Below are 20,613 nucleotides of genomic sequence, written 5' to 3' on the forward strand. Positions count from 1 at the left end.
AAATCCTCCGCTACGCAATCAACCTAGTCTGTTCCATGGGTGCTGATGGCGGACAGTATGAACGCAAGATCCGGCAACCGGCACAAGAAGAAACTCGGTAACCATACCGCCTTCGAGCGCGAGTGGTACAATGTAACCTGGGATCACTATCGTCTTGCCAAGAATACGAGGGTTCGGGCCGCGACTATTTGCATTGTTTTGGGCAATGATCTTTCGGCGCTCTCGCATGAGGTTTTCCACATCAATCTTGTGTTTTGCGAGAAGGGCGGTTGCTGCATCGTGTTCCGCAATAAAGCTCTCATCTGAACGCTTATGTGCGCTGGACGTCTGCCAGCGCACATGTGTTCGCATAGCTTCCAGTTGTGGTGCAGACAGTGATGCGAACGGAGTTTCAAGCGATGTAAGCGGAGGTAAAAGTTCTTTCCAACTTACGGCCAAGTGTTTCTGAGTAGTTTCGCTTAAGCCAGAAACACCCGAGAATGCCGAGGCATCAATTGCGCGTGTATCGAGATTGATCCTTGGAGCCCCCGAAGGGGCGCGTCCAACTGAAGATTCAGGCGTATTCTGAGCAAATTCCGCTAGGCTGATCTGAGGGCATATCGTAATTAAAAGGCATGCAAAAAGGGTAAGTACGGTGCGTATCATGTCAGCGTTCCGGTTACATACAGTCATCGTTTCTTCACCATGCATTAATGCGAGCCGGCCCTTCATATCTTTGGGCAAACCACAAATTGCAGCTTTGTCCGCTTTATCGCTTTGGTCTCTGATCCGTATTCAGTTCCAGCATTTCTGCAGCCAATCAGAAAAAGAATGAAAGGCCAATTTTGACTTGCCTGTTCGGACCGCCTTCAGGTCTACGCTCTAGAACATAGTATCCCAAGCTCACATCCATAGCCGTTCCTTTGGCTTCGTTGATGATCGAGGTCTTGCCCGCAGTCAAACCCAGCGGAACGGCCCATGCTTCGTCACTTCCCGGGGCATTCCAGTTGTAGGAGATGACATTATTGTACCCAACGTACCAACCCTCACCCAGCCCATAGTTCAGAATGGGTTGAAGGATACTTACGCTGAAATCGTCTTCACCCCACATATGGGCGACGACGGCACCCCAGGAAAGTTCCCCTGCCTGCCCGAATACCACGAACGCAGGTCCAGCACCCCAGCCTGCACCGGCCAGTGCGTCATTCGTGTGGGTCGGCATGGAAACCTGTAACCCATATCCCAATGCAATCCCGCTTGCTCCTGGCATCGGTGCATAAAACGCCTGCACTGTTGAATCACCGATGCCCCAGGTCAGATCGTCGTCAGGAGAAGGGTCGACTATACCGGGCGGCAGCACCGCACCTGGTTGAACGCCCTGAATGGGAATGATCCCCCGCAGCACAAGCGAGGCATTCTCCAATGGAACCGAGTATACCGGCTGTAGCTGAAAGTTATAACTATCATCGTCATTTGTGCCGGTCCTGAATGCGATTGTGTTGTCTGTTATCAGCGCCTTTGTGTCCGCAAGTGGATTTGCTGCCTTACGGGCTGCCTGACATGCTGCGTCACAGGCGAATACATGATCCGGATCTGTAAGCAGAACTCCCGTCAGGAGCGCGGCGACGATGAAAACCCGATTTGTCATGAACAATCCCTATTGGCCTCTCTTTGGGTTTCCCTGATGCACGTGCTTGTGCTTCAGGCTATTGGGGGCGGTCCTGTGCTACGCCTGCAATTGGTTGACCAATCTCTGCGCCAATGCTTTCAAAAAGCTCTTGATGGCCATCTGAGAGTGGTGAAAGGGTGACAATCCGTTCAAACTGCGCAAGTTCCACCAATTTTGGTAGAAACGGTTCGATAAGTCTCTCGTGTCGTGCGTGGGCCGCGGCATCAACGTAGCGCTCATAGCCATATACCGTTTCACCAACCCGGACGAACTCATAAACCAAAAGCCCGTCATCTGTGGCAGACGCCGCGACCATTTCCTTGGCAAGGGTATCGAAGGCCTGTGCGTTTTCATCAGGCACTTTCAGGATCGCAATAAAAGCCACTTCTTCCGCGAACGCAGCGGTTGCTGTCGCCAGAGTTGCGATCAGCCCCAAGACCGTGATGTGGGGTCGAAAGTTCAATTCAGCCTCCATTCATTAGTACGGGTTTTTTCTGATGATCTGAATTCCGATTGATACACCCCAAAGGCTCAGGAACGTCCGGTATTCCACCAAGTGAGCCCAATTCAGAAAGCCCGTAGGAGCGGACAGCGCTACAATGACACGCTGACCGCCATCACATTGTCAGATCCCATCGCGATGAGTGAACCGACCGTCCATCAGCGTGCCCAGCACCTTGATGTTCGAGATTTCACGCGGTTCGACGGCGGTAATATCCTGATCGAGAACGACGAGGTCAGCATACTTGCCCACTTCGATTGAACCGATCTTATCTTGCATCGCCTGCTGAGCGGCAGGATAGATTGTGACTGCCTTCAACGACTCTTCCAGTGAGGCCGGTTTACGAGACAATGGGAACGGCTTGCTGTCCGGGTTCAGCGGGTCTTGCAGTGTCATCGCAATTTCAACGTTCAGGAGCGGACCGATCAGATCAATCGGCGCGGATGGCACATCCGAAGAAATCGACACGTTGTGCCCCAATGCCATCAGCGACGAATAGCGCGCAAAAATCGCCTCGACCTTAGCACGCCCCAACAAGTCCAACGCGTTTACATCCTGCGCTTCCCAGTCAACGTGGAAAAGTGGGGTCGTGTTCACCATGATTTCGTTTTCAATAACAGTCTCGTGGTCCTGATCAGATACCCAGAAATAATGGTGCAAAAGGTTGTTCGGAACGTCATAACCTGCGCCGCGCGCGGTCATGATCGCGTCCACCGTGTTGCGCACTGTTTGTGATCCATCGACGTGAGTGCCCACCGGAAGTCCGTTCTGATTGGCCTGCAGGTAGACCGAAGTTATCATTGGGCCTTCAATGGCAGCCGCTCCACGCGTTGCAGACCCATCGGCGTAATCGTCCAGCATCCAGGCCGTCTTTGAACTCCAGTTCCCTTCTGGATGGATCTTAATTCCCCAAATGCGCAGCATGTCGCTGTCGTATTGCTCTCGTAACTCGAGAGTGTGTTCTACGATTTCGTCAGCAGTGGCGGTTGGGTCCTTGAACCCCGTCGCAACAAAGGTGCGGATCGTAAGCTCACCGTTCTTTTCCAGTTCGTGTAGGTGGGCCAGCGCGAGTTTCTCGTCATCTTTCACAAGAGACAGATCGGTAACTGTCGGCATAGCCATCAGAGGCACGTGAACGGCTGTAATCCCGGTTTTGACGGCCTGATCGTAGAGGTTTTTCTGGATGTCAGGAATTTCACCTGCCGGGTCCCAAGCGCCTGCATTTCTAAATGCCGCAGCCCACTGGAACTCAATGCCGATTCCCGTCTGGTTGCCTTCGGCGTTGCGCTGCCAGAACATTACGCCCGGCACCTGATCCTCTTCGTCGGGGCTGACCTGACCCGCTTCGAAAGCTTTGGAGTTCATCCAAACGTCGTGGATTGTGAAGTCGAGGATAAAGGCCGGACGGTCAGAAACCACCGAATCCAGATCTTCTTTCGTGGGCCACCCGCCATAAGCCACTTGATTGAACCCATAGCCAAGGATCAACTCTTCGTCGGGGTTTGCATCGGCATACTCCTTGATGGCCGCCAAGGCCTCTTCAAGCGTTTCAATTCCAAACAGACTGACACCGCGCGATGTCCATCCTGACGCAACGATGTGATCGTGTCCCGACACAAACCCCGGCAACAGGGTATCCCCGCCCAAGTCGAGAACTTCGGTGTTATCACCAATCAGCGCCTCCGCCCCTGCGGCATCGCCAACGTAGCTTATCTGGTTCCCCGTGACCGCAACGGCCTGCGCGGTCGGCGCATCGTCGTTCATGGTAAGAACAGAGGCATTGGTAAAGACCAGATCGGCGGCCTGCGCATAGAGAGCTGTTGTTGAAACCAGTAGCGCGGCAATCGAACACGATAGCTTATTCATGAGTAACTCCGAAAAATTGAAACGGGTATTCAGATATTTGCGATCAACAGTGCAGTCAGAGTTTAAAGTTGGCTATCCGATTTGTGCAAACTATTATGAATATTAGAATTCATCTCGCAGGAATGGGATGAACAGTCAGAGGTGTCATGTACCAGAGCGCCGAGATCCGCTCGATTGAAGAGTTGCCTGTCTATAATGACGTGGAGTTCAACGCGACCGCGCTTTGCCCCGCGGGACCACGAATGACCTGGCAAAGCGCAATGTTTGCAGAAGTGGGCATACATATTGAGACTATTTTCACACGCATGCGGTACCAAGAAATTCAGTACCGCGGCACAATCTACTATGGTCTTGTTCTCCCGCACGGTGATCCAGTCCGTTTTCAGGGGCTTTTGTACCAAACCCCATTTATTGTTTGCTGGCAGGGACTGAGGCCAACAGAATTTGATTACGTGGTCGAGGCTGGGACGCAAATCTATGTGTTGGAGGTACCTCGGGCAGTTGCCGAACACCGAGGGTGGACAGAATTTGGTGCGCCCATTCGGCTGACAAAATCTGACGCCCTGAACAGCTATATACGCTCTTTGGAAACTTGCTTGATCCTGGGTCAGTCGAAATCCGCAACCAATCCAAATCCTGTGTTCAATGCACTTGCCCAAGAGCTTGAACGCCTGATGGGCGATGCCCTTTTCTGTTCGGGTCGTGAAGAGGTTTTCAGCAAATCGGATCATGGCCATTGGAAAATCGTCACTGCCGCGGAAGCGCTTCTGATGGACGATAACAATGCCGGAATAACTATTCAGGAACTTTGTCGCTTGCTTGGTGTGCCCAGGCGGTCGCTATACGCTGCGTTCGAAAAACAGATAGGGCTTGGTCCGGGTAAATTTCAGACACTTATTCGATTGCATCGCCTCAGATCGCTGCTTCTAAATACGCCATATGAGAAAGGTGTCGTGTCTAAACTGGTTGGGGAAGCAGGTTTCAATCACTTTGGTCGAACATCTGTTGCCTATCGTCGGTTCTTTGGAGAGTCGCCGATTGACACAGTTAAGCGATCCTGACTCGCAGAAAAAAGAAAGATCTTAGTTATCAAACTATTAGCGCCTCTTCAAACTGTTATAATACCGTAAATTACCTGCTAATAGCTTCACTCTGTACCGATATCTGAATTGCAGAAACGAAGAGTGGAGCAATCAGATGTCCAACTACAAGAAACTTGTTACGCTGCGGGCTCTCTATCCCTCAACAACCGCAGCAGCTCAAAATCTGGTTATGCGGGCCGCAGAATTGAAGCGGGCGCGCGAATATCAAATCCGTATCGAACTTAACGGTACTTTTACTGCGCAAGTCGCCTTCGAAAACGCAATGAAGGAAACCCTGCTTTGGGCTGCGCGTGAATCCCGCGAACTCAGCTCTGAGCGACTGTTCAAGTTCACGATGAGTATTTTCGCACAATTCTCGTTGGAATACCCCAGCTGGTACAAGGTGCTCCCGGAAATATCGGATTATCTACTGGACCTCACCAGTTCAGAATCCTCGAAACTTGATGACGCGGTGGAGCAGGTAAAAAGAGAACATTCGTCGAAAAAGCGGAAGTTGGAAGCATCGAAGGATCAGCATCTTGTCTTTCCTTTGTACGCAAACTCGCCTTCTTCCCCTTTCAACCATGCTGTTCAGTGAGGCAAACCGATGTCCGCAAAATACAATCATAAACACCGCATACCAGCTGCAATTCTGACAATTATTCTTGCAGCATTCACCGCGCCGGCCATGGCCGCCGATTGGAACAACAGCTACATCGGCATCAAGTTCGGCTATGGAGAGCTTGAAAATGGCTTAAGCCATGACAATGGTCTTATCGGATTTCAACTCGGGCGAGATTGGGAAGCCTCAAACTGGGTGGGGGGCATCGCAATCGACGCCAACCATCTAAACTTCGCCTGTGATTGCGGCGATCCAGACACACTCACGCGTATCAGGCTGCGTGGAGGATATGCCTTTGGCAACACCTTGGCCTACGTGACCGCCGGGCCCGCATACGTCTGGGGCGGAGACGTTAATGACCGTTGGGGTTCTTCAATTGGTGCCGGACTGGAACACCGATTATCTGACGGCGTTTCGATATTTGGTGAGATCACACAAGAAAGGTTTGACAATTCCGATGGTGAGTTCGACCTGGAATCGACAACTGCTACGTTTGGGGTCAACTACCGCTTCTGACGCTCAGCCCAGCACAACCTGACCCCGGCAAATCGCAAGAAATGTATTAGCCGGGGTTTAGCAATGTAAGAGCGTCGTCAAGTGGCACACGAATTGCCGCCCACAAACAATCGAGTATTATCCCGCATCAGGACCGCTGCGCACTTAAAGGGAAATGCTCATGGGCGTCGATAACGCATGGCTACGGCATTTTGCCAGGATGTTCGAGGAACGGCTGTCAGATGCCCGTGCCTTTAAAAACGCTTTACAGGACTCCGGTTTGACGCGCAGCGATCTGAGTGAGCCTTCGAAACTCATTGACCCTTACAAAGAAGGTCAGTTTGTCCGCCTGGCTTGCGATCACCTAAAGATGCCAGCCTTTGCTACGATCGCCGGATTGGATTTCAATTCACCGCGAGACATCGTTTGGTACATCTTAAAGTATTCACAAAATCTAAGAGAAGCGATTGAAAATGCATCATATTATGGCGCTTTGATTGATGACACAATTGGCTATTCCCTTGTTGTATCGGGAAATCATGCCTCCCTTCAGCTGCAAATCGTTGACGGAGGTCTCACTAAATTTCACAGGAGGACCGAGTTTCTTATCTTCTCGGCGATCTCTCTGGTGCGCATTATCACAAAAACCCAACTCTACCCATTAGAGGTTCGGTTTCAGCATGTAGTCAAATCCGCAGGGCCCGAAATACAAAAAGCCGCTGGCTGCGCCATTTCCTTTGGCTCCGAAAGAACAGAAGTTATCTTACCGCTTTCATCTCTTGATCTGCCAATTCCAAGCTACGACCCGGCTCTTAAAAAGCATCTAACTGATTACGGGGACAACCTGTTGAAAGAGAGGGTGGGCCGAAAGTCGGGCATCCGCAATAGGGTCGAAGCCCTATTGCTGAACGAACTGCCGGGGCGGATTCCAAATCTACAACAGGTAGCAACCGATCTGGGGCTCAGCTCGCGATCACTATCGCGGCGTCTAAGCGAGCAAGGTTTGAAATTTCGCCAAATTGTCGATGACATCCGGTGCGATCTTGCCCAAACATATCTGAAAGACGGCTTCACAATAGGTGAGATTGCGTTTTATCTGGACTTTGCGGGACAGGCGGCATTCTCAACTGCCTTCAAGCGCTGGACAGGTTTAACACCGCGGCAGTTTCAACTGCAAAAAACCTGAAAGGCCCTGTATTGCCGTCTACATTAGTTTTCGGGGCACGATTGGGGCGCACCCCTTACAGGTTAGTGAATCGACGGAACCGGGGTGATCGCGCAGTCTGAAATTTGCGGCGCTTTCCACAAAACAAATTCGTTCTGGTCGCAATCATCGATGACCAGAGCCACTGCATGTTTTGAAATTTTGGTTTCGAGAATGACCGGAGTTTTGTTTGTAAGACAACCAAACCTGGTCGCATAATCCAATGCAGCGTCAAAGCTGGTTGTCCAAGATAGTCCAACTTCTTTACCAAGACTTTGCCCGCGAAATATCGAAATTTCCATGGGAAGCAGGCGCCACTCAGCGGTAGGTGTCCAACTTGACTTACGTTTTTCTGCTCCCATAGCGTGAACAAACATAGTGTGGTCGATTTTTTCAAACCCACCCCACAAGATTTGCAACAAGGGCCAAAAGTCCCAGTTGGAGATTTCATTTTCAAGAAGCATTTCGACCACGGCATCTGCGCGTTGGTCGGCTTCATAATGTCTGTTCAAATGCATGCTGATTACTTCAACGGCACTGATCGCTTCGGTCTTCATGACTGACGCTCCGACTTTGTATCTGCAATTGGCAACGCACCTTAAAAGGTACTGTGATCCAATATTGGAGGTGGCGATCCGGTTCCTCATTCGAAAATGAGCCAAAATTTTCGTTTTATCTGCCAAGCTGAGGTAAATCGCAAAAAATTTACAAGATTTATAGATTTGGATTCCATCAGGGAATCTTACGTCCGAACATTATCTTTAGCTCGAAGTTGAGCGCGACGCTAAAACCTGAGGCCCAAGCCTATGGAAAATCCGTCAAAATCCTCGGCGATTACACCATTCAGCATGATCCGCCCGGCTTGCACCGATGGAATACCAACTCGGCTTGTGTCAATCTCGATGCCGACGCCGGCAGTTGCCAACCAATCAGTGTCCAGAACCTTTGCGGCATCCCCATGATAATATACCAGCCCAGCGTCCAGAACGAGGAGAGTGGCCAAGTTGAAGAACCTGACATCCTTCAAAGGATAGCGATGGCGAGAAAATAGCGTCGTTTGGTTGGAGCTGGCCTTGGCCCCACCGGCCTGTGGTTCGTCAATTGGGTGAAACTCTAGAAACGTTTGGCGCAATCGGTATTCTGCCTGCCAAAGGCCAATTTGTGCTTCCTTGAATACGGCGACAGATGCCCCTAGTCCCAGTGCATTCAGGTTTCCGTCAACTGAATCCGCAGACCCCGAATTGACTGGAAGCAACGGGAAGTCGATAATTGAAGCATCAGCCGTAACGTGGCCGAGTGATACATGCCCGACCGGACGAATGCGCCAGTCATTTTTTAACGGAAATTCCCAGCCTACACCGAAGGTTGCCGCCACGCTTGCCCAGGTTACATCTACATCGACACCAGGTGCAATTTCTGGAAAGAAAAGCACCGGGTTGTATTTCTGATAAGCCACAAGCCCTTCAAGATATAGGCCATTTTCGAGTGGGTGATACCCGCCTCGGAGCTGGGTTGATCTAAGGCTTTTTGTATCGCCAGTCGCCCTCAGAAAAGAAAAAGAGGACATTGTTTCGTTTGGCGTGGCAGCAATACTCAAAACTGACAATGCTGCGCGTGCCGCGGCTTCTGAGGCATCTGGATCAGTGCTTTGCGTTGTCGCTGCAGAGCCTACACCCATAGCCAAAGTCACCGCGCAGGCACGATCTAATCTCATTTTGCCCATGAAGGTAAACGTATTACCAAATGACCCCATCACACCGGTTAAAATGCGTAGGCAAGCGACAGCAGGGTCGCGAAGCCTTCCGTCGTGTTTCGGTTGTCAAATTCCTTCCCTATACGCAAAGCGAATTGAGCACCTGGGAAGGCTTTGGGTTTCCAGACACCTTCGGCTCCGACCAGATTGATCTCATATTTTGAGGGATTACCTCCGGGCGTCCCGCTTTGCCTTGAAACCTGGAATGACCTTGCTGCTAAAAGCCCCAGATTGAAGCCCCGGGCGACTTCTTTTCCGAAAGCAAACTCCAATGACAGTACGTCACCTGGGCGAATATCGGTAGTTTTCTGGCGTCCGAACGTTTCGTAACGTGCCTGAAACGTTGCCGCCCAAGGCAGGCTTGCATCCTGCTTCCATGTTGATCCTACGAACAGCATGTGGCTCCACAGACCCTTGCCGGTGTTGGTGCTTCCACCCGCTTCAAATTCTCCGGTTGGGGCCCAAAAGGTGTAGGACGTTTGAAAGTGCCAGTTATTGTGATGCCACCCCAGCGCGATCGGTGTGATAACTGTGTCTCCCAGATGATAATCTGTCCCTGATCCAGGTTCAGGCCGTAATACCTGATCCCTGTATGTCAGGACGACGCCTGCCCCATAATCGGCACCCAGTATCCTGACTTCCCGAAAAACATATCTGAAAGTCAACCGGGCCGCGTTGACTGTTGGCGTCGATGCACCGATGTCATTTCCGTCATCATCGACATATCGTTGGATGTCGTAGTTGATCCACCCGTTTTCGATCACCCTGGTTCCCTGGGGTGGCAAAACAGCAGAGGTTTGTCCCAGTCCGGCACCCAGCCCGTAATTTCCTGCAACTGGAAATTGAGCCGCTGCCGTGCCGCCGATAATCGAAACTGCAATGAATGTCAGAGTGCCGAGGACTGCCGAAACATGTGTCGAAACACGAAAAAATGCACATGCTGATTTTGTAGATGTGAGAACATTCCAAAACCACTTCATAATTGAGCACCCCGCCGCCTATGTAAGGCGATCATAGTCAAATTTGTTTATTTGTTAATAGGCGGTGACTTGCTCGCCACGGTCGTCAACTGTTTCCGTTTGAAACGATTGAGCAGCGCCTGAGCATTTCACAGCGACATATGTGCGCTACAGTTCCAGGTTGTTATGCAAGGATACATTTCCCCTGCCCGTCCAATAGCCTCGCGCTCACGTTTTATCGTATGATCTAACAAGTACATTGATACGCTTGACCAGTATCTGCGAAAATACCGTACTACAGAGCCGCTTCCCTTCGCGCCCTTCAAAATCCCACTCGAATTGGACCGATTGAATGACAGTCGCAAAATCCCCAAAAAAAGCACCACGACGAGCAGCAACATTGGTAATGGCCGTGATTGGGGCCAGTTTATTCCTGCTCTTCCTTTCTCGCGACCTTCCCGGCGGGTTGGGTGACGATTGGGCAAAACAGAACTTCGGGCTTGTGATACGCTATGTTATCGCAATGACCATAGGTGGGGCCTTCATGGGGTTTCTGCTCGCTCCAATGTTTGGTCGTTCAGGCGTTGGAGGATGGGTCACAGCATTGGTTGGCGGACTTTTGTCAACATTCATTGCAGGCGCGTTCGGCAGCTTTTTTGGATTGTTGCCTGACCTCCTTTCCGATGGCTGGCAGGCAAGTGACCTCGTTTCAATATTATTTGGGTTTGCGGTTTTGCCACTTGCCGCTGCCGAAAATATCAGCTCGTCTTTGATTTGGCTGGTAATGGTGATTGCGGCACATGTTCTTTCCCTCTTCGAGCGCAGAAAGAACACGGTGTACCAATGATGCTTGTTGGCCCTGAAAGCTCAACACTAAGGTCAGGACCATAACCAATAAATGACGATTGCGGCGCTGCTACGATAAAACCAAAAGGCGCTATTAGATGAATGATATATGGATCATTGCAATACCTATACTGCTTGTTGACGTGGTCAGCCCAGTCCTTTTGGCAGCGACTGCTATCGCGTTAACCGGCGCGAAGCCGATTGCAAGCAGTCTTGCACTGATACTAGGGCATACGGCTGCATATTTTTTGGTTGGAGTTTTGATAGTTTACGGGTTGGCAGAGTTCATTGCTCCGGTGGTAGACTTTGTCATTGATACATTCGTGAATCCGATACCAATTTACTTTGTAATTGGGTTTCTACTGGGAATAGTCTTTCTTACACTTGCATTTACGTTAAGCATAAATGCTTCAATGAAGAAGCAATCGGGCAAGTCTGAAGCCATCCGGCAGAAAGATGGAGTTCTGCCGTCATTCGTCATGGGCGCAAGCATCTGCTTGGTTGGGATACCGTTCGCGGTTCCTTACTTTGGTTTCATCAATGAAATGTATCGTTTTAACGTTCAGTCCAAGATAGTAGGATTGCTGATCTACAATATCGCCTTCGCCATACCATTTCTGTTGGTTCCGCTGGCTTACAAACTAATGGGGGTCTCAATCGTTGATAGTCTAAAGTCATTCAACCGATTCATCAGCACTACCGCGTCTTGGCTTATACCCCTTTTGTTTGGAGTTTTAGGTTGTGCTTATATCGTTGATGCAATTAAGTATTTTTTGACCGGTTCCGGGCTGGTGTAAAATCGGGCACGAGAAACTCATAATTGGTTTCGCTCAATCAGCAGACGAAGTCTCATCTCCGGTGTGTACATGCACGTCCATCTGCGGATAAGCGATAAAGATTCCTTTGTTTTGTAAGCGTGTTTTTCCAATCTCTGTCAGATCCCAAAGAACATCCCAGTAATCATCAGTTCGCACCCACGGTCTGCAAAAAACGTTCACGGATGAAGGCCCCAGTTCACCGACAAACACCCGCGTTTCTGGGCTTTTCAGACAACGCGTGTCTTCTTCCACCATTTCGTAAAGGGTCGCCTTCGCGCTTTCGATGTCATCTTTGTATCCAATCCCAAATACAAGATCGACGCGCCGCACACGGTACTTGGTAAGGTTTTCCATAGACCCCTGCCAGATGGACTGATTTGGGATCTGAACAAGGCGATTGTCAAAAGTTCTGAGCTTTGTCGAAATCACATTCACGTCGATAACTGTTCCCACGATCTGATTGATCGAAATAACGTCGCCTTTTGAATAGGGATTAGTCGCTTGAAGCAGAAAACCACCAATCACACTTTGAAAAAGATTCTGCATCATGAAGGCTATCAGAAATCCAAAACCACCGATAACGGCAGTTGTGACACCGATATTTACGCCGAGCCCCCACAGGGCTAAGAGAAATCCAAGTAGTAGAATGCCCCAGCGCACAACATTCGGCACGACGACTGCCGCAATTTCATTTTCTTCATCTCGATTTCGGAGCCATCTGCCAGACACTCTTTTTAGAATGCTCCCGAGAATGAAAGCTGCGATAAGAACTGCAATCGCTTGAAATAGACCGCTTAGCGCCCTAAGCCCCCCCTTACCAGATCGCACCCAGTCCCACGATAGATGTGCGATTGTGGCCCATTGGTACGACAGCATAAGCTCGCCTATGAAGCCTCTGATGAAGTCCTCGTGCTTTTTCACTTCCTCTTCCGGCCCACCTTTACGGGCCAAAGCGTAAACCACGATCATGTAATTTTGAAAGTAACCTATGTTCTCTTGGTTTACCGCTTTGATTTCTGCAACAAGTTCAGGGACTTGATCATCTGCCACGGTTTCCAATCGTGTTACACCCTCGGCTATTCTAGCCAGATTAGTTTGGACGCGGCGCTGCCAAATGTCGGCAATTTCTGTAAGATCTTCTACGCCCAACCCAACCAAATGCCGAGCGAGTACTTTTTCGTGTACACTTGGATCACTCGAAATAGAAATTGAGTGCTGATACGGATCCAAATGATCCAATTGTTGTGCTCGTGCCTCCTCAATAAACAAAGACGAAAGCAACGCAAAAGACAAAACGGAAGCTACTATTGAAGCCGTTGTTCTGGCCACATTCCAGAGATTGAATTGCGTCATGTATTCGCTCACACGGGTTCAGTCCATCTTCGCAATCAATGGCACGCCTACTGCAGGAATTCCTATCGCGTTGACTGGTCCTTCAGATTAGGGGCGAAGTGCATCAACTTATCAATACCTTACTATGAAAGAATTTTTCCACAATTCTGTTGTAGAGAGATAGCTCGAACCAGCGATTTTCTTTGATTGAGTGTTCGTGATGTATCCCCGTTGGATAGGGCTGAATGAGCGATAGTGGCTAACTGCGGTTATCGTTAGTGGTTTGAAGACAATACATATTCTTAGCGAACACGATATGAGTTACGGAGGGCCTGGAATAACGCCTTCCTCTTGTAGCACGTGCAGTATTCCTATGATTGTAGCAGTGCTGGTATCAATGGATCCCTTAAGATAGGCTCCTAAACCGCCATCTCCTATTTCACGTGGACCGCCGGATTCATACACCGGATCCAAAGGCTCGAACTCCTCGGGAAAAGCCGGGCAAAAAGGTCGTTCGCTTAAAAAGCGCCCGGCGACTTCCAACAAAATAGCTCGCAGTGCCTCGACATCTTCGACGAACCCCTCAATATCCCGCAATTGCTCAAGGGGTTGAACAACTGCGTCTACAAGCTCGTATGTGACACACTTGTCGCTAAACCGAGCTGTAGCTGAAGCCGAGAAACCAAAAATCCACCTATCTGTCGGATCGCCACGCGCAAAGACGTTCTCCCTTGTTTTGGTGCATTCAAAGAACTGAGTATCAAGTTTCCCACTGAGAGAGACAATTTCGCCTTGTGCCTCAACCACAAACTCACTGAGGTCGGTTCGGCTGCCGCAAGAGTCCAGGATCGGCTCTTCAGCTAGCAGGTCAGGCAATCGGGTCTGCAGATCGCTAAAGTCAAGCACGGCTTCGACACCAACACGAGTTGGTGAAACCGCCGTCATAATCAGGTTGAGACCGTAATCAATCTCTGTTGCGCCGACGACCAGAGTGTCCTCTATGTCAAATTCTGCTTGCTGTGCGGCGGAATGGGAAACAAGGCCGATGCTGCCAAAGAGAAACACCGCAAAATGTGTGTACCTCATTGCTGTCCCTCAATAATATCGCTCAGCTCCATTACGCTGAGCAGGTTGACAAGTGTGGTTGCGTCCGTGTCGATCGACCCCTGAATTTCAGCACCAATGCCACCCTCACCAATTTCAAGCGCTCGGACGAGTGTGGCTTTCGGTGACACCGGCTTCAGTTCCTTGGGAACCGTCAGGCAAATTGGGTTGGCATCAAAATAGTTCTCGGCTTGTTCGAGAATTTCTGTACGTGCCTCTTCAATTACTCCAAACATTTTTGCGATAAAGCCTGTAAATCCCCTAGGATCCAATTCAAGCTCAACGACAGAAAAGCGTACACATTGTGCTTCGACGAAAGCCTCGACCTTGGCTTTGGTGTCGATTTCTTGCGTCAGCCAAAGACCTCCACGTTCTTCGCCCGAAGCATTCTGGCTACAGGAAAAAAATCGAACAAACATCGATCCGCGCAATTCGACGTGATCTTCGATCGCCTCCGTCTCATGGATCTTAACCGACACTTCTCGCGAGCAACTATCGTCATAGACCCCTGATGCCAGTTCCGGGAACCGTGCCTGAATTGCCCTCAGGTCAGCCATGGCAGTCACACGTAGGCGGGTTTCGGTCGCAGGGCTCAACCCTATGAAAAATGCAACATTAAACACCTCATTGCCGACAGGGACTTCACTGGGCAGTAGAAATTCGATGTCGCCTTTGTATTTCGACGGGTCAATTCCCTCCCCATTCTTTACGGCGGCCAACAATCTCTGAGGATTCAGTTCGCCTGACGGTTTAGGTCTTTCACGTTCACAAGCTCCAAGTATGGTGAATAGAACAAAGACTAAAATCATGACTGGTGCTGCCCGTTTCACTTTGTCGAATATGACCAAGTTAGACAAACGTCGTAATCCTGTCCTGAAGGTGAAAACCATTCTACATGAAATAGTTGAGACCAATTGGCTAGTCGAGAAAAATCGGCGATCCGCCTGACCTTGAGTTTGCTTCAACAAAGTAACTGCCCTCAAATCAAAACAATTCCCAAAACCCGAATCCACACGTGAAAAGATGATCTGTTGGTTCAGGTACTACCGTGTTGCGGAGGCATCTGTGTCCACCGTCCACATTTTCTCACATTCTGCCGTAACCCAAACCACAACCGAAACCGCAACAATTGACATGGTGATGTCCTAGCCTATCCTCGCGACCCGACCCAATTCAAAGGGTCAAACTGGTGGGTGCTGAACATTAATTTGGGGTGCTGTTTGATGATCGCGGAAAACACCTTGAGTTTGCGACCAGACTTGCATTCCTCCAACCATTCGGGCCTGATTTCTCCGGGTCAAAAAAGTTGGTTAAGCACCGTCAAGTTCATGCCGCAGCTGCTACTGCCTAGCAGGTATTACGTATGAGGGTTACACTAAAACTTCTCCTTGGATGTTGTCTGCTGCTAATTTTTGGCAGCTGTACCTATGTTCCGTTCGATACACCGAAGTTGAGTTCCCGTGCCATCCCAGCAGACGGAACCCGCGCTCAGCAAATCGTGTCTGATCTGACTGGTCCCGACAGACAGTCGATGGCAATGGCACCTTTGTTCGATGGCAATAATGCGCTCGGAGCGCGATTGCGAATGATCGAAACGGCGGAAAGCTCAATTGACTTGCAAACTTTTCTGATCAAGCCCGATTTGGCCGGTTCGCTGATGTGGCTTGCCCTGTATTCCGCGGCAGAACGTGGAGTGAAAATCAGGCTGCTGTTCGACGATGTTTTCACGACAGCACGTGATGATCAGATCGCATCCTTGAACGCACATCCAAATGTGGAAATTCGCGTTTTCAATCCACTGTCCCGGAACAGTACCGCGGCTGTTAATTTCCTGTTGGATTTCGCCCGAGTAAACCGCCGAATGCACAACAAGGTGACGATCACGGACGGCAGTTTTGCGATCATCGGCGGCAGAAACATTGCAGACGAATATTTCAGCATAGGAACGCGATACGACTTTGCGGATTTCGATCTCTTTGTCGCTGGCTATCCTGTTCAAAAATTGTCCGAGACTTTTGACACATATTGGAACGACGCCTGGTCCTTGCCATTTGCCATCGTACACGATGGTGACGTTGCGCCTCTGAGCGAAGCATATGAACAGTTTCAAGCACGCGCTCTGGACCAAGAAGTTTCTATTTATGAACGGGCTCTGGGTTCTGAGTATATTAGAAAGCTCGAGAATGGTCAGGTGCCTGTCCACTTTGGTCGCGCGCGTATCGTGGCCGATGATCCTAAGAAACTTCGCACGCCTTCTGGCATCGGGCCTTTTGCGGTAGGGGATGCCTTTTATAACAGCCTGGGACGTGCGAAAAGTAGTATCACGGTAGTGACCCCTTACTTTATACCCGAGGAGTACGGCACGGAGTATCTGGAGAAACTGGTCAGAAACGGCATTGATGTTACGATAGTGACAAATTCTCTTGCCTCAACCAATCATCCCTACACCCATGGCCATTATGCAAGGTATCGTAAACGCCTGTTATTGGCCGGAGTAAACTTCTTTGAGGTTCGTGCCAGTACTTCGCGTTCGAAAGAGGGTGTGGAGATACCGTTGACCCTTCATACAAAAATTGCTTTGATAGATAGGGCTTATGTTTTCGTGGGATCTGCAAATGTTGATCCAAGGTCCGTTCGGCAGAACTCGGAAATCGGAATGTTGATCCGCAGCCCTGGCCTTGCCGAAGAAATCCAGAAACAGCTGGATGCGGCTCTACCGGTCTACACCTACAAGGTGTCGATAAGTGAAGCCGGAAAACTACAGTGGGAAGAAACTGCGTCAAAGAGCAACAAGCTATTGCCCCAAGAACCATCAGCAGGGATCTGGCGCAAATTGATTGCGAAAGTTTCCGGCTGGCTTCCGATTGAAAGCCAGCTTTGATGCCGGTTTTCAGTAAACTTCCAGCTCAAGCAGGTTCCAAAACCCTTCCCTGCTGAGACACGACCACGATAACATCCAGCGATTCGAAAATAGCCGAAAGTTCCGTTTGGAGTTGCAACGTAAGCTGGTCAATCCGCGCGGCCAGGCAAGGAAGCTGCGGATCATAGTAAACCATAATAGTATAACCACGCCCCAGCTTCGATACGGACAGATCAATTAGTGTGCCCCCGTCTGAGCGCAATGTGTCACGCACGGCCCTGCGTGCCGCAGCAATGTGCTGAGGTGCCGCAGTTGCCCCTGCCAATTCTTGCACGCCTGACATAAAGTCCCTGAAATATTGCACGATGACGGTCGCACATAGAACAAGCACTATGATTGAGTCCCCGACAGGCACAATTGGTGCCAGAAAACCATCTTTGAAGAAATGAATGCCCAAAAGTCCAACTGCAGCAGCAAAGGTGATGATGCCGTCAAATGCGGCCGCTTTCTTTTCCAGCCGCAGAACGTCACTTTGCTTTCCGGTCTTCAGCCACGAACGGGTGTGAAACCCCCAAAGCAGCAGGCAGGTGAGACCGACAACAACAAAGTACCCAACCATCGGAGCAAACACCAACTCCGTTTGGGCTTCTCCGTTCAGGTATCCCGCAATGCTCAGGGCGGCGTTGGAAATCGCGAAGACCACCAATCCTAACAAAGACAGCGATCTGAAGGTGGTAAACAGCGCTTCATCGCCAGCATAACCATAGGGGCGAAATTTGTCCGGTTTCTTTTGCGCATTACGTGCCACCCGTTTTCCAAACACAGCAGAAGTAAAGCCGATAAGTGAAAACAGCCCGTCCACCAGAATAGCCTGAGAATGGGAATAATACGCGGCAACAATCCCAGCCGCAGCCATGAACAAATTTCCCACCATTCCCACATTCATGGCGCGAATTTCGAGCTCGTGCCGACCTTCAACCATCGAAGAATTCATAATCTGTTCCTAAGTTCCCAAGCTCTGGATATCGTACGACGCCCGCACGTTAATGGTCCGGCCATAGTACCAATTCCGCTAGTATCACATCTCATCCGAAGCCAAGTGCTTTGTGCCTCTCCGTATTAAATCCACAACGCCGGCTGCATAAGGGAGATCGCTAAGATATTCGTCGAGCGTAAATTGATCGGATGGAAAGTTCGACAGCGCATCGTCTGCCAACTCAGCCTCGCCTGCCAGTCCGTGAATAGCAGCAATCAACAGCCAATCACCTGCATGTTCACGGGCATCAATCAGGCGCACTTTTTCTGAGGCCGATACGTAATCTCCTTTTTCGACATCTTCGAGACACAGGATGATATTCGTCCAGATTGGCAACAGTGGATTAATGTCCAAAGCCTGCCGTACCATTTGGCCGCCCAACTTTATGTCGCTCACAAGCGCCAACCATGCTCCTGCTAATGCGATCAACAAGGCACCGTTGGGATTGGCCTGTATCGCGGCGCCGATCAAGCGCTCAAACCGTGGACTGTCCCCAGCCATCTGCGCGTAAATAGCCGCAGCAAACAGGGCTTCCTGACATTGTGGTTCAAGCGCAACAGCCTTTTCTGCATGGGCCTTCCCTTGTTCCAATACCGCACTCAGGCGTTTTTGGCCGAGCGCAACTTCCTCCACATACCCCAGCGCAACCAAGGCATGGGCCAAACCTCCGGAGTCATTGTTTTCGGTAGCATTCCGAGCAAGATTCATCATTTGCTGTAAGCTGCCTGATCTGGATGTACGCAGGTGAGCATGGAAAGCCAATAAAGCCTGATATGCACTTTGCCCGGATGTTGCGCGACTTGTGAAACGCTCTGGTGCATCCGTGGCGACAACTCCGTAAGCGTCGGCTATTTTCACCGCGCATTTTTTTGCTACTTGTTCCTGAAAATCAAAACAGTCCATGTTGTCCGGATCAAAATCGCGCCGATCAGACCACAAAATTGATCCATCACTAGCTCTTTTAAGTTGCATAATCAGACGCAGGCTGGATTGGGCGTCCCTCACTGTTCCATCCAGAACATAGTCACAATGCGGTATGAAGTGCGCCGAAGTATCGTCCGAAGGCGCGTCATCATACCCCGTCAGAACGCGGATATGGGCAAATCGTGCAAGCTCAAGCCCCAGTTCCTCGGGAAAACCATCGCGAAAAAACCGGGCACGTATCGTATCTGATCCGGAAAAGGCACAGATGCCCAAAATTGGCCATCCAGCACCGTCTACCAGCGATTTCCCTTGCGTTTTTTCCTTAGCAAAATTTTTTTCAAACTGCGGGCGATATTGCCCCTTGGGGATAGCTATAGACACCAGGTCATTGGCCCCCGAGGTCAGGTAATAATAGTCCAGCGCTTTGCGTAATTTGACAGCCTCGATACGGACAATCGGATCCACATTGGGATCAAAGTCAGCACCTCGTCCAAAAACATCCATAGCCAGGGCGGTTCCCCTTAATTCATCGCCGCGCCCTTCAAGCTCACGGTGAACAAGGTGCTCAAGAAACGATTTTGTCCTCGCGCTGCCATCAAAGTCTTCGGATGTTACAATGCGTTCCAGCTGTTTCAGGATATCCGCTTTGTCAAATTTTTCTGGCACGGCAATTCTCCTGCATCGTCACGTCATCAAGTTTGCCAATGTAAATTACTGTATAGCAACATGTTACTTCCTCCCACCAATCCCATCACATTCCTAACTGAAAGCCATCTTGGAATACGGGTAATACCGAAGGAGGCTTTTGATGACGTACAGATGGACAATTTCGGTGATTGTCACCCTTGCGGTGTTGGTAACGGCTGTTTCAAGCGCGCATTCCACAGACATGTGGCAAGACAAACCGGTTCAGACTCATTACGGGAGGCCGGTCCAAACCGAGCGTACCAATCTCTCCCGAACCGCGGGCGGCACTACTTCAAGGAAATCCGAACTTCATCCAACGGAAGCTCAGAAGTCCTCCGAATGTCAGGTCCCTGATCTCAGAATTTTATGGCTACACCGACTGAGTAACCTTCAATATTGTCGCCTTTCGCAATACGAGCCATAAGGCGCAGCTCTTCGACCCAGGCAGAGTCGTTTTTGGACAGGTCCAGCTCAATCCCGGCGCCCAACTGGGCAAGCCACTCACTGTCCAAAACGATTCCCTGATCACCCGGGATATAAGAGGCCGATACTTCACCAACCCAACGCGTGGGCTGGGAGAACACCCGAACACCCGTTGGCACTCTGACCCGGGACCAGGCTACGGTTGATATCGCTTCGGCCTGACCAACAAGATCGGTGTCCAGCGGTTCCAGAATGATGTGCGTATGCCTAAATCGCAGATCGAGTTCATAGTCATTCGCCCAACGACGATTAAATTCAGCAACCAACGATCCTCCGTATCCCAGCGCGGTAATGCCCCCGTCACTAAGAAAATCCAAATCGGCATCCAGGATGCTGCTAGGCTCAGGACCCATTGATTTCCGTTTGGTTGCGTGATTCACGGGCCGAAAAAC

Annotated in this window: 19 protein-coding genes and 1 pseudogene; 7 read left to right on the forward strand and 13 right to left on the reverse strand. The window is 50.3% G+C overall.

The window, feature by feature from the left end:
• Nucleotides 1-18: 18 nt before the first annotated feature.
• The 4 genes from GOV89_RS22135 to GOV89_RS22150 form a co-directional block, all read right to left on the reverse strand.
• Complete coding sequence (locus GOV89_RS22135; RefSeq protein WP_171239105.1) at nucleotides 19-645, reverse strand: DUF3299 domain-containing protein; 627 nt, start codon at nucleotides 643-645, stop codon at nucleotides 19-21.
• Between the two features lie 154 nt (nucleotides 646-799).
• A complete protein-coding gene (locus tag GOV89_RS22140) occupies nucleotides 800-1,627 on the reverse strand; it encodes a hypothetical protein (RefSeq protein ID WP_171239106.1) in 828 nt (275 codons plus the stop codon).
• A gap of 58 nt (nucleotides 1,628-1,685) precedes the next feature.
• Complete coding sequence (locus GOV89_RS22145; RefSeq protein WP_171239107.1) at nucleotides 1,686-2,111, reverse strand: putative quinol monooxygenase; 426 nt, start codon at nucleotides 2,109-2,111, stop codon at nucleotides 1,686-1,688.
• Between the two features lie 162 nt (nucleotides 2,112-2,273).
• On the reverse strand, nucleotides 2,274-4,016 hold the full coding sequence (locus tag GOV89_RS22150; protein ID WP_171175672.1) for an amidohydrolase: 1,743 nt from the start codon (nucleotides 4,014-4,016) through the stop codon (nucleotides 2,274-2,276).
• Between the two features lie 146 nt (nucleotides 4,017-4,162).
• On the opposite strand from GOV89_RS22150, the gene GOV89_RS22155 reads away from it, so the two are divergent.
• From GOV89_RS22155 to GOV89_RS22170, 4 genes are all read left to right on the forward strand, one after another.
• Entirely contained in the window at nucleotides 4,163-5,077 is a 915-nt protein-coding gene (locus tag GOV89_RS22155) for a helix-turn-helix domain-containing protein (protein ID WP_171239108.1), read from the forward strand.
• A 136-nt stretch (nucleotides 5,078-5,213) separates the two neighbouring features.
• Entirely contained in the window at nucleotides 5,214-5,696 is a 483-nt protein-coding gene (locus GOV89_RS22160) for a hypothetical protein (protein WP_171126978.1), read from the forward strand.
• A 9-nt stretch (nucleotides 5,697-5,705) separates the two neighbouring features.
• Nucleotides 5,706-6,236, forward strand: coding sequence for an outer membrane protein (locus GOV89_RS22165; RefSeq protein WP_171126979.1), 531 nt, complete (start codon nucleotides 5,706-5,708; stop codon nucleotides 6,234-6,236).
• A gap of 160 nt (nucleotides 6,237-6,396) precedes the next feature.
• Nucleotides 6,397-7,401 carry an AraC family transcriptional regulator gene (locus GOV89_RS22170; RefSeq protein WP_171126980.1) on the forward strand — a complete coding sequence of 335 codons (1,005 nt, stop codon included), beginning with the start codon at nucleotides 6,397-6,399 and terminating at the stop codon, nucleotides 7,399-7,401.
• 62 nt (nucleotides 7,402-7,463) lie between these two features.
• Here GOV89_RS22170 and GOV89_RS22175 read toward each other — a convergent pair whose 3' ends face one another.
• The 3 genes from GOV89_RS22175 to GOV89_RS22185 all read right to left on the reverse strand — a co-directional run bounded on the left by GOV89_RS22175 (nucleotide 7,464) and on the right by GOV89_RS22185 (nucleotide 10,152).
• Nucleotides 7,464-7,976 (reverse strand): hypothetical protein, encoded by a 513-nt coding sequence (locus GOV89_RS22175; RefSeq protein ID WP_171126981.1) that lies wholly within the window; start codon nucleotides 7,974-7,976, stop codon nucleotides 7,464-7,466.
• A gap of 227 nt (nucleotides 7,977-8,203) precedes the next feature.
• On the reverse strand, nucleotides 8,204-8,875 hold the full coding sequence (locus GOV89_RS22180) for a hypothetical protein (RefSeq protein ID WP_348540164.1): 672 nt from the start codon (nucleotides 8,873-8,875) through the stop codon (nucleotides 8,204-8,206).
• 305 nt (nucleotides 8,876-9,180) lie between these two features.
• On the reverse strand, nucleotides 9,181-10,152 hold the full coding sequence (locus GOV89_RS22185) for a transporter (RefSeq protein WP_171175688.1): 972 nt from the start codon (nucleotides 10,150-10,152) through the stop codon (nucleotides 9,181-9,183).
• Nucleotides 10,153-10,483: 331 nt separating this feature from the next.
• Between GOV89_RS22185 and GOV89_RS22190 the strand changes: the two genes are divergently transcribed.
• Both GOV89_RS22190 and GOV89_RS22195 read left to right on the forward strand, forming a co-directional pair.
• Nucleotides 10,484-10,978, forward strand: a complete 495-nt coding sequence (locus GOV89_RS22190) for a hypothetical protein (RefSeq protein ID WP_171126984.1) — start codon at nucleotides 10,484-10,486, stop codon at nucleotides 10,976-10,978.
• Nucleotides 10,979-11,075: 97 nt separating this feature from the next.
• Nucleotides 11,076-11,774 carry a hypothetical protein gene (locus GOV89_RS22195; protein ID WP_171126985.1) on the forward strand — a complete coding sequence of 233 codons (699 nt, stop codon included), beginning with the start codon at nucleotides 11,076-11,078 and terminating at the stop codon, nucleotides 11,772-11,774.
• A 33-nt stretch (nucleotides 11,775-11,807) separates the two neighbouring features.
• Here the strand turns inward: GOV89_RS22195 and GOV89_RS22200 are convergent, their stop codons facing one another.
• The 3 genes from GOV89_RS22200 to GOV89_RS22210 form a co-directional block, all read right to left on the reverse strand.
• Entirely contained in the window at nucleotides 11,808-13,148 is a 1,341-nt protein-coding gene (locus tag GOV89_RS22200; RefSeq protein ID WP_171239109.1) for a mechanosensitive ion channel family protein, read from the reverse strand.
• Between the two features lie 300 nt (nucleotides 13,149-13,448).
• Nucleotides 13,449-14,213, reverse strand: coding sequence for a hypothetical protein (locus tag GOV89_RS22205; protein WP_171126987.1), 765 nt, complete (start codon nucleotides 14,211-14,213; stop codon nucleotides 13,449-13,451).
• Nucleotides 14,210-15,199, reverse strand: coding sequence for a hypothetical protein (locus GOV89_RS22210; RefSeq protein WP_171239110.1), 990 nt, complete (start codon nucleotides 15,197-15,199; stop codon nucleotides 14,210-14,212). The genes GOV89_RS22205 and GOV89_RS22210 overlap by 4 nt, the downstream gene beginning before the upstream one ends.
• Before the next feature lie 530 nt (nucleotides 15,200-15,729).
• On the opposite strand from GOV89_RS22210, the gene GOV89_RS22215 reads away from it, so the two are divergent.
• A complete protein-coding gene (locus GOV89_RS22215; RefSeq protein WP_171239111.1) occupies nucleotides 15,730-17,112 on the forward strand; it encodes a phospholipase D family protein in 1,383 nt (460 codons plus the stop codon).
• 25 nt (nucleotides 17,113-17,137) lie between these two features.
• Here GOV89_RS22215 and GOV89_RS22220 read toward each other — a convergent pair whose 3' ends face one another.
• The 3 genes and pseudogenes from GOV89_RS22220 to GOV89_RS22230 form a co-directional block, all read right to left on the reverse strand.
• Complete coding sequence (locus GOV89_RS22220) at nucleotides 17,138-18,085, reverse strand: cation transporter (RefSeq protein ID WP_171239112.1); 948 nt, start codon at nucleotides 18,083-18,085, stop codon at nucleotides 17,138-17,140.
• A gap of 84 nt (nucleotides 18,086-18,169) precedes the next feature.
• On the reverse strand, nucleotides 18,170-19,717 hold the full coding sequence (locus GOV89_RS22225) for a hypothetical protein (protein ID WP_171239113.1): 1,548 nt from the start codon (nucleotides 19,715-19,717) through the stop codon (nucleotides 18,170-18,172).
• A gap of 377 nt (nucleotides 19,718-20,094) precedes the next feature.
• Nucleotides 20,095-20,613: pseudogene (locus GOV89_RS22230) on the reverse strand (hypothetical protein); the annotation flags it as partial.

The organism is Ruegeria sp. HKCCA5763, assembly GCF_013034545.1.
GTDB lineage: Bacteria > Pseudomonadota > Alphaproteobacteria > Rhodobacterales > Rhodobacteraceae > Ruegeria.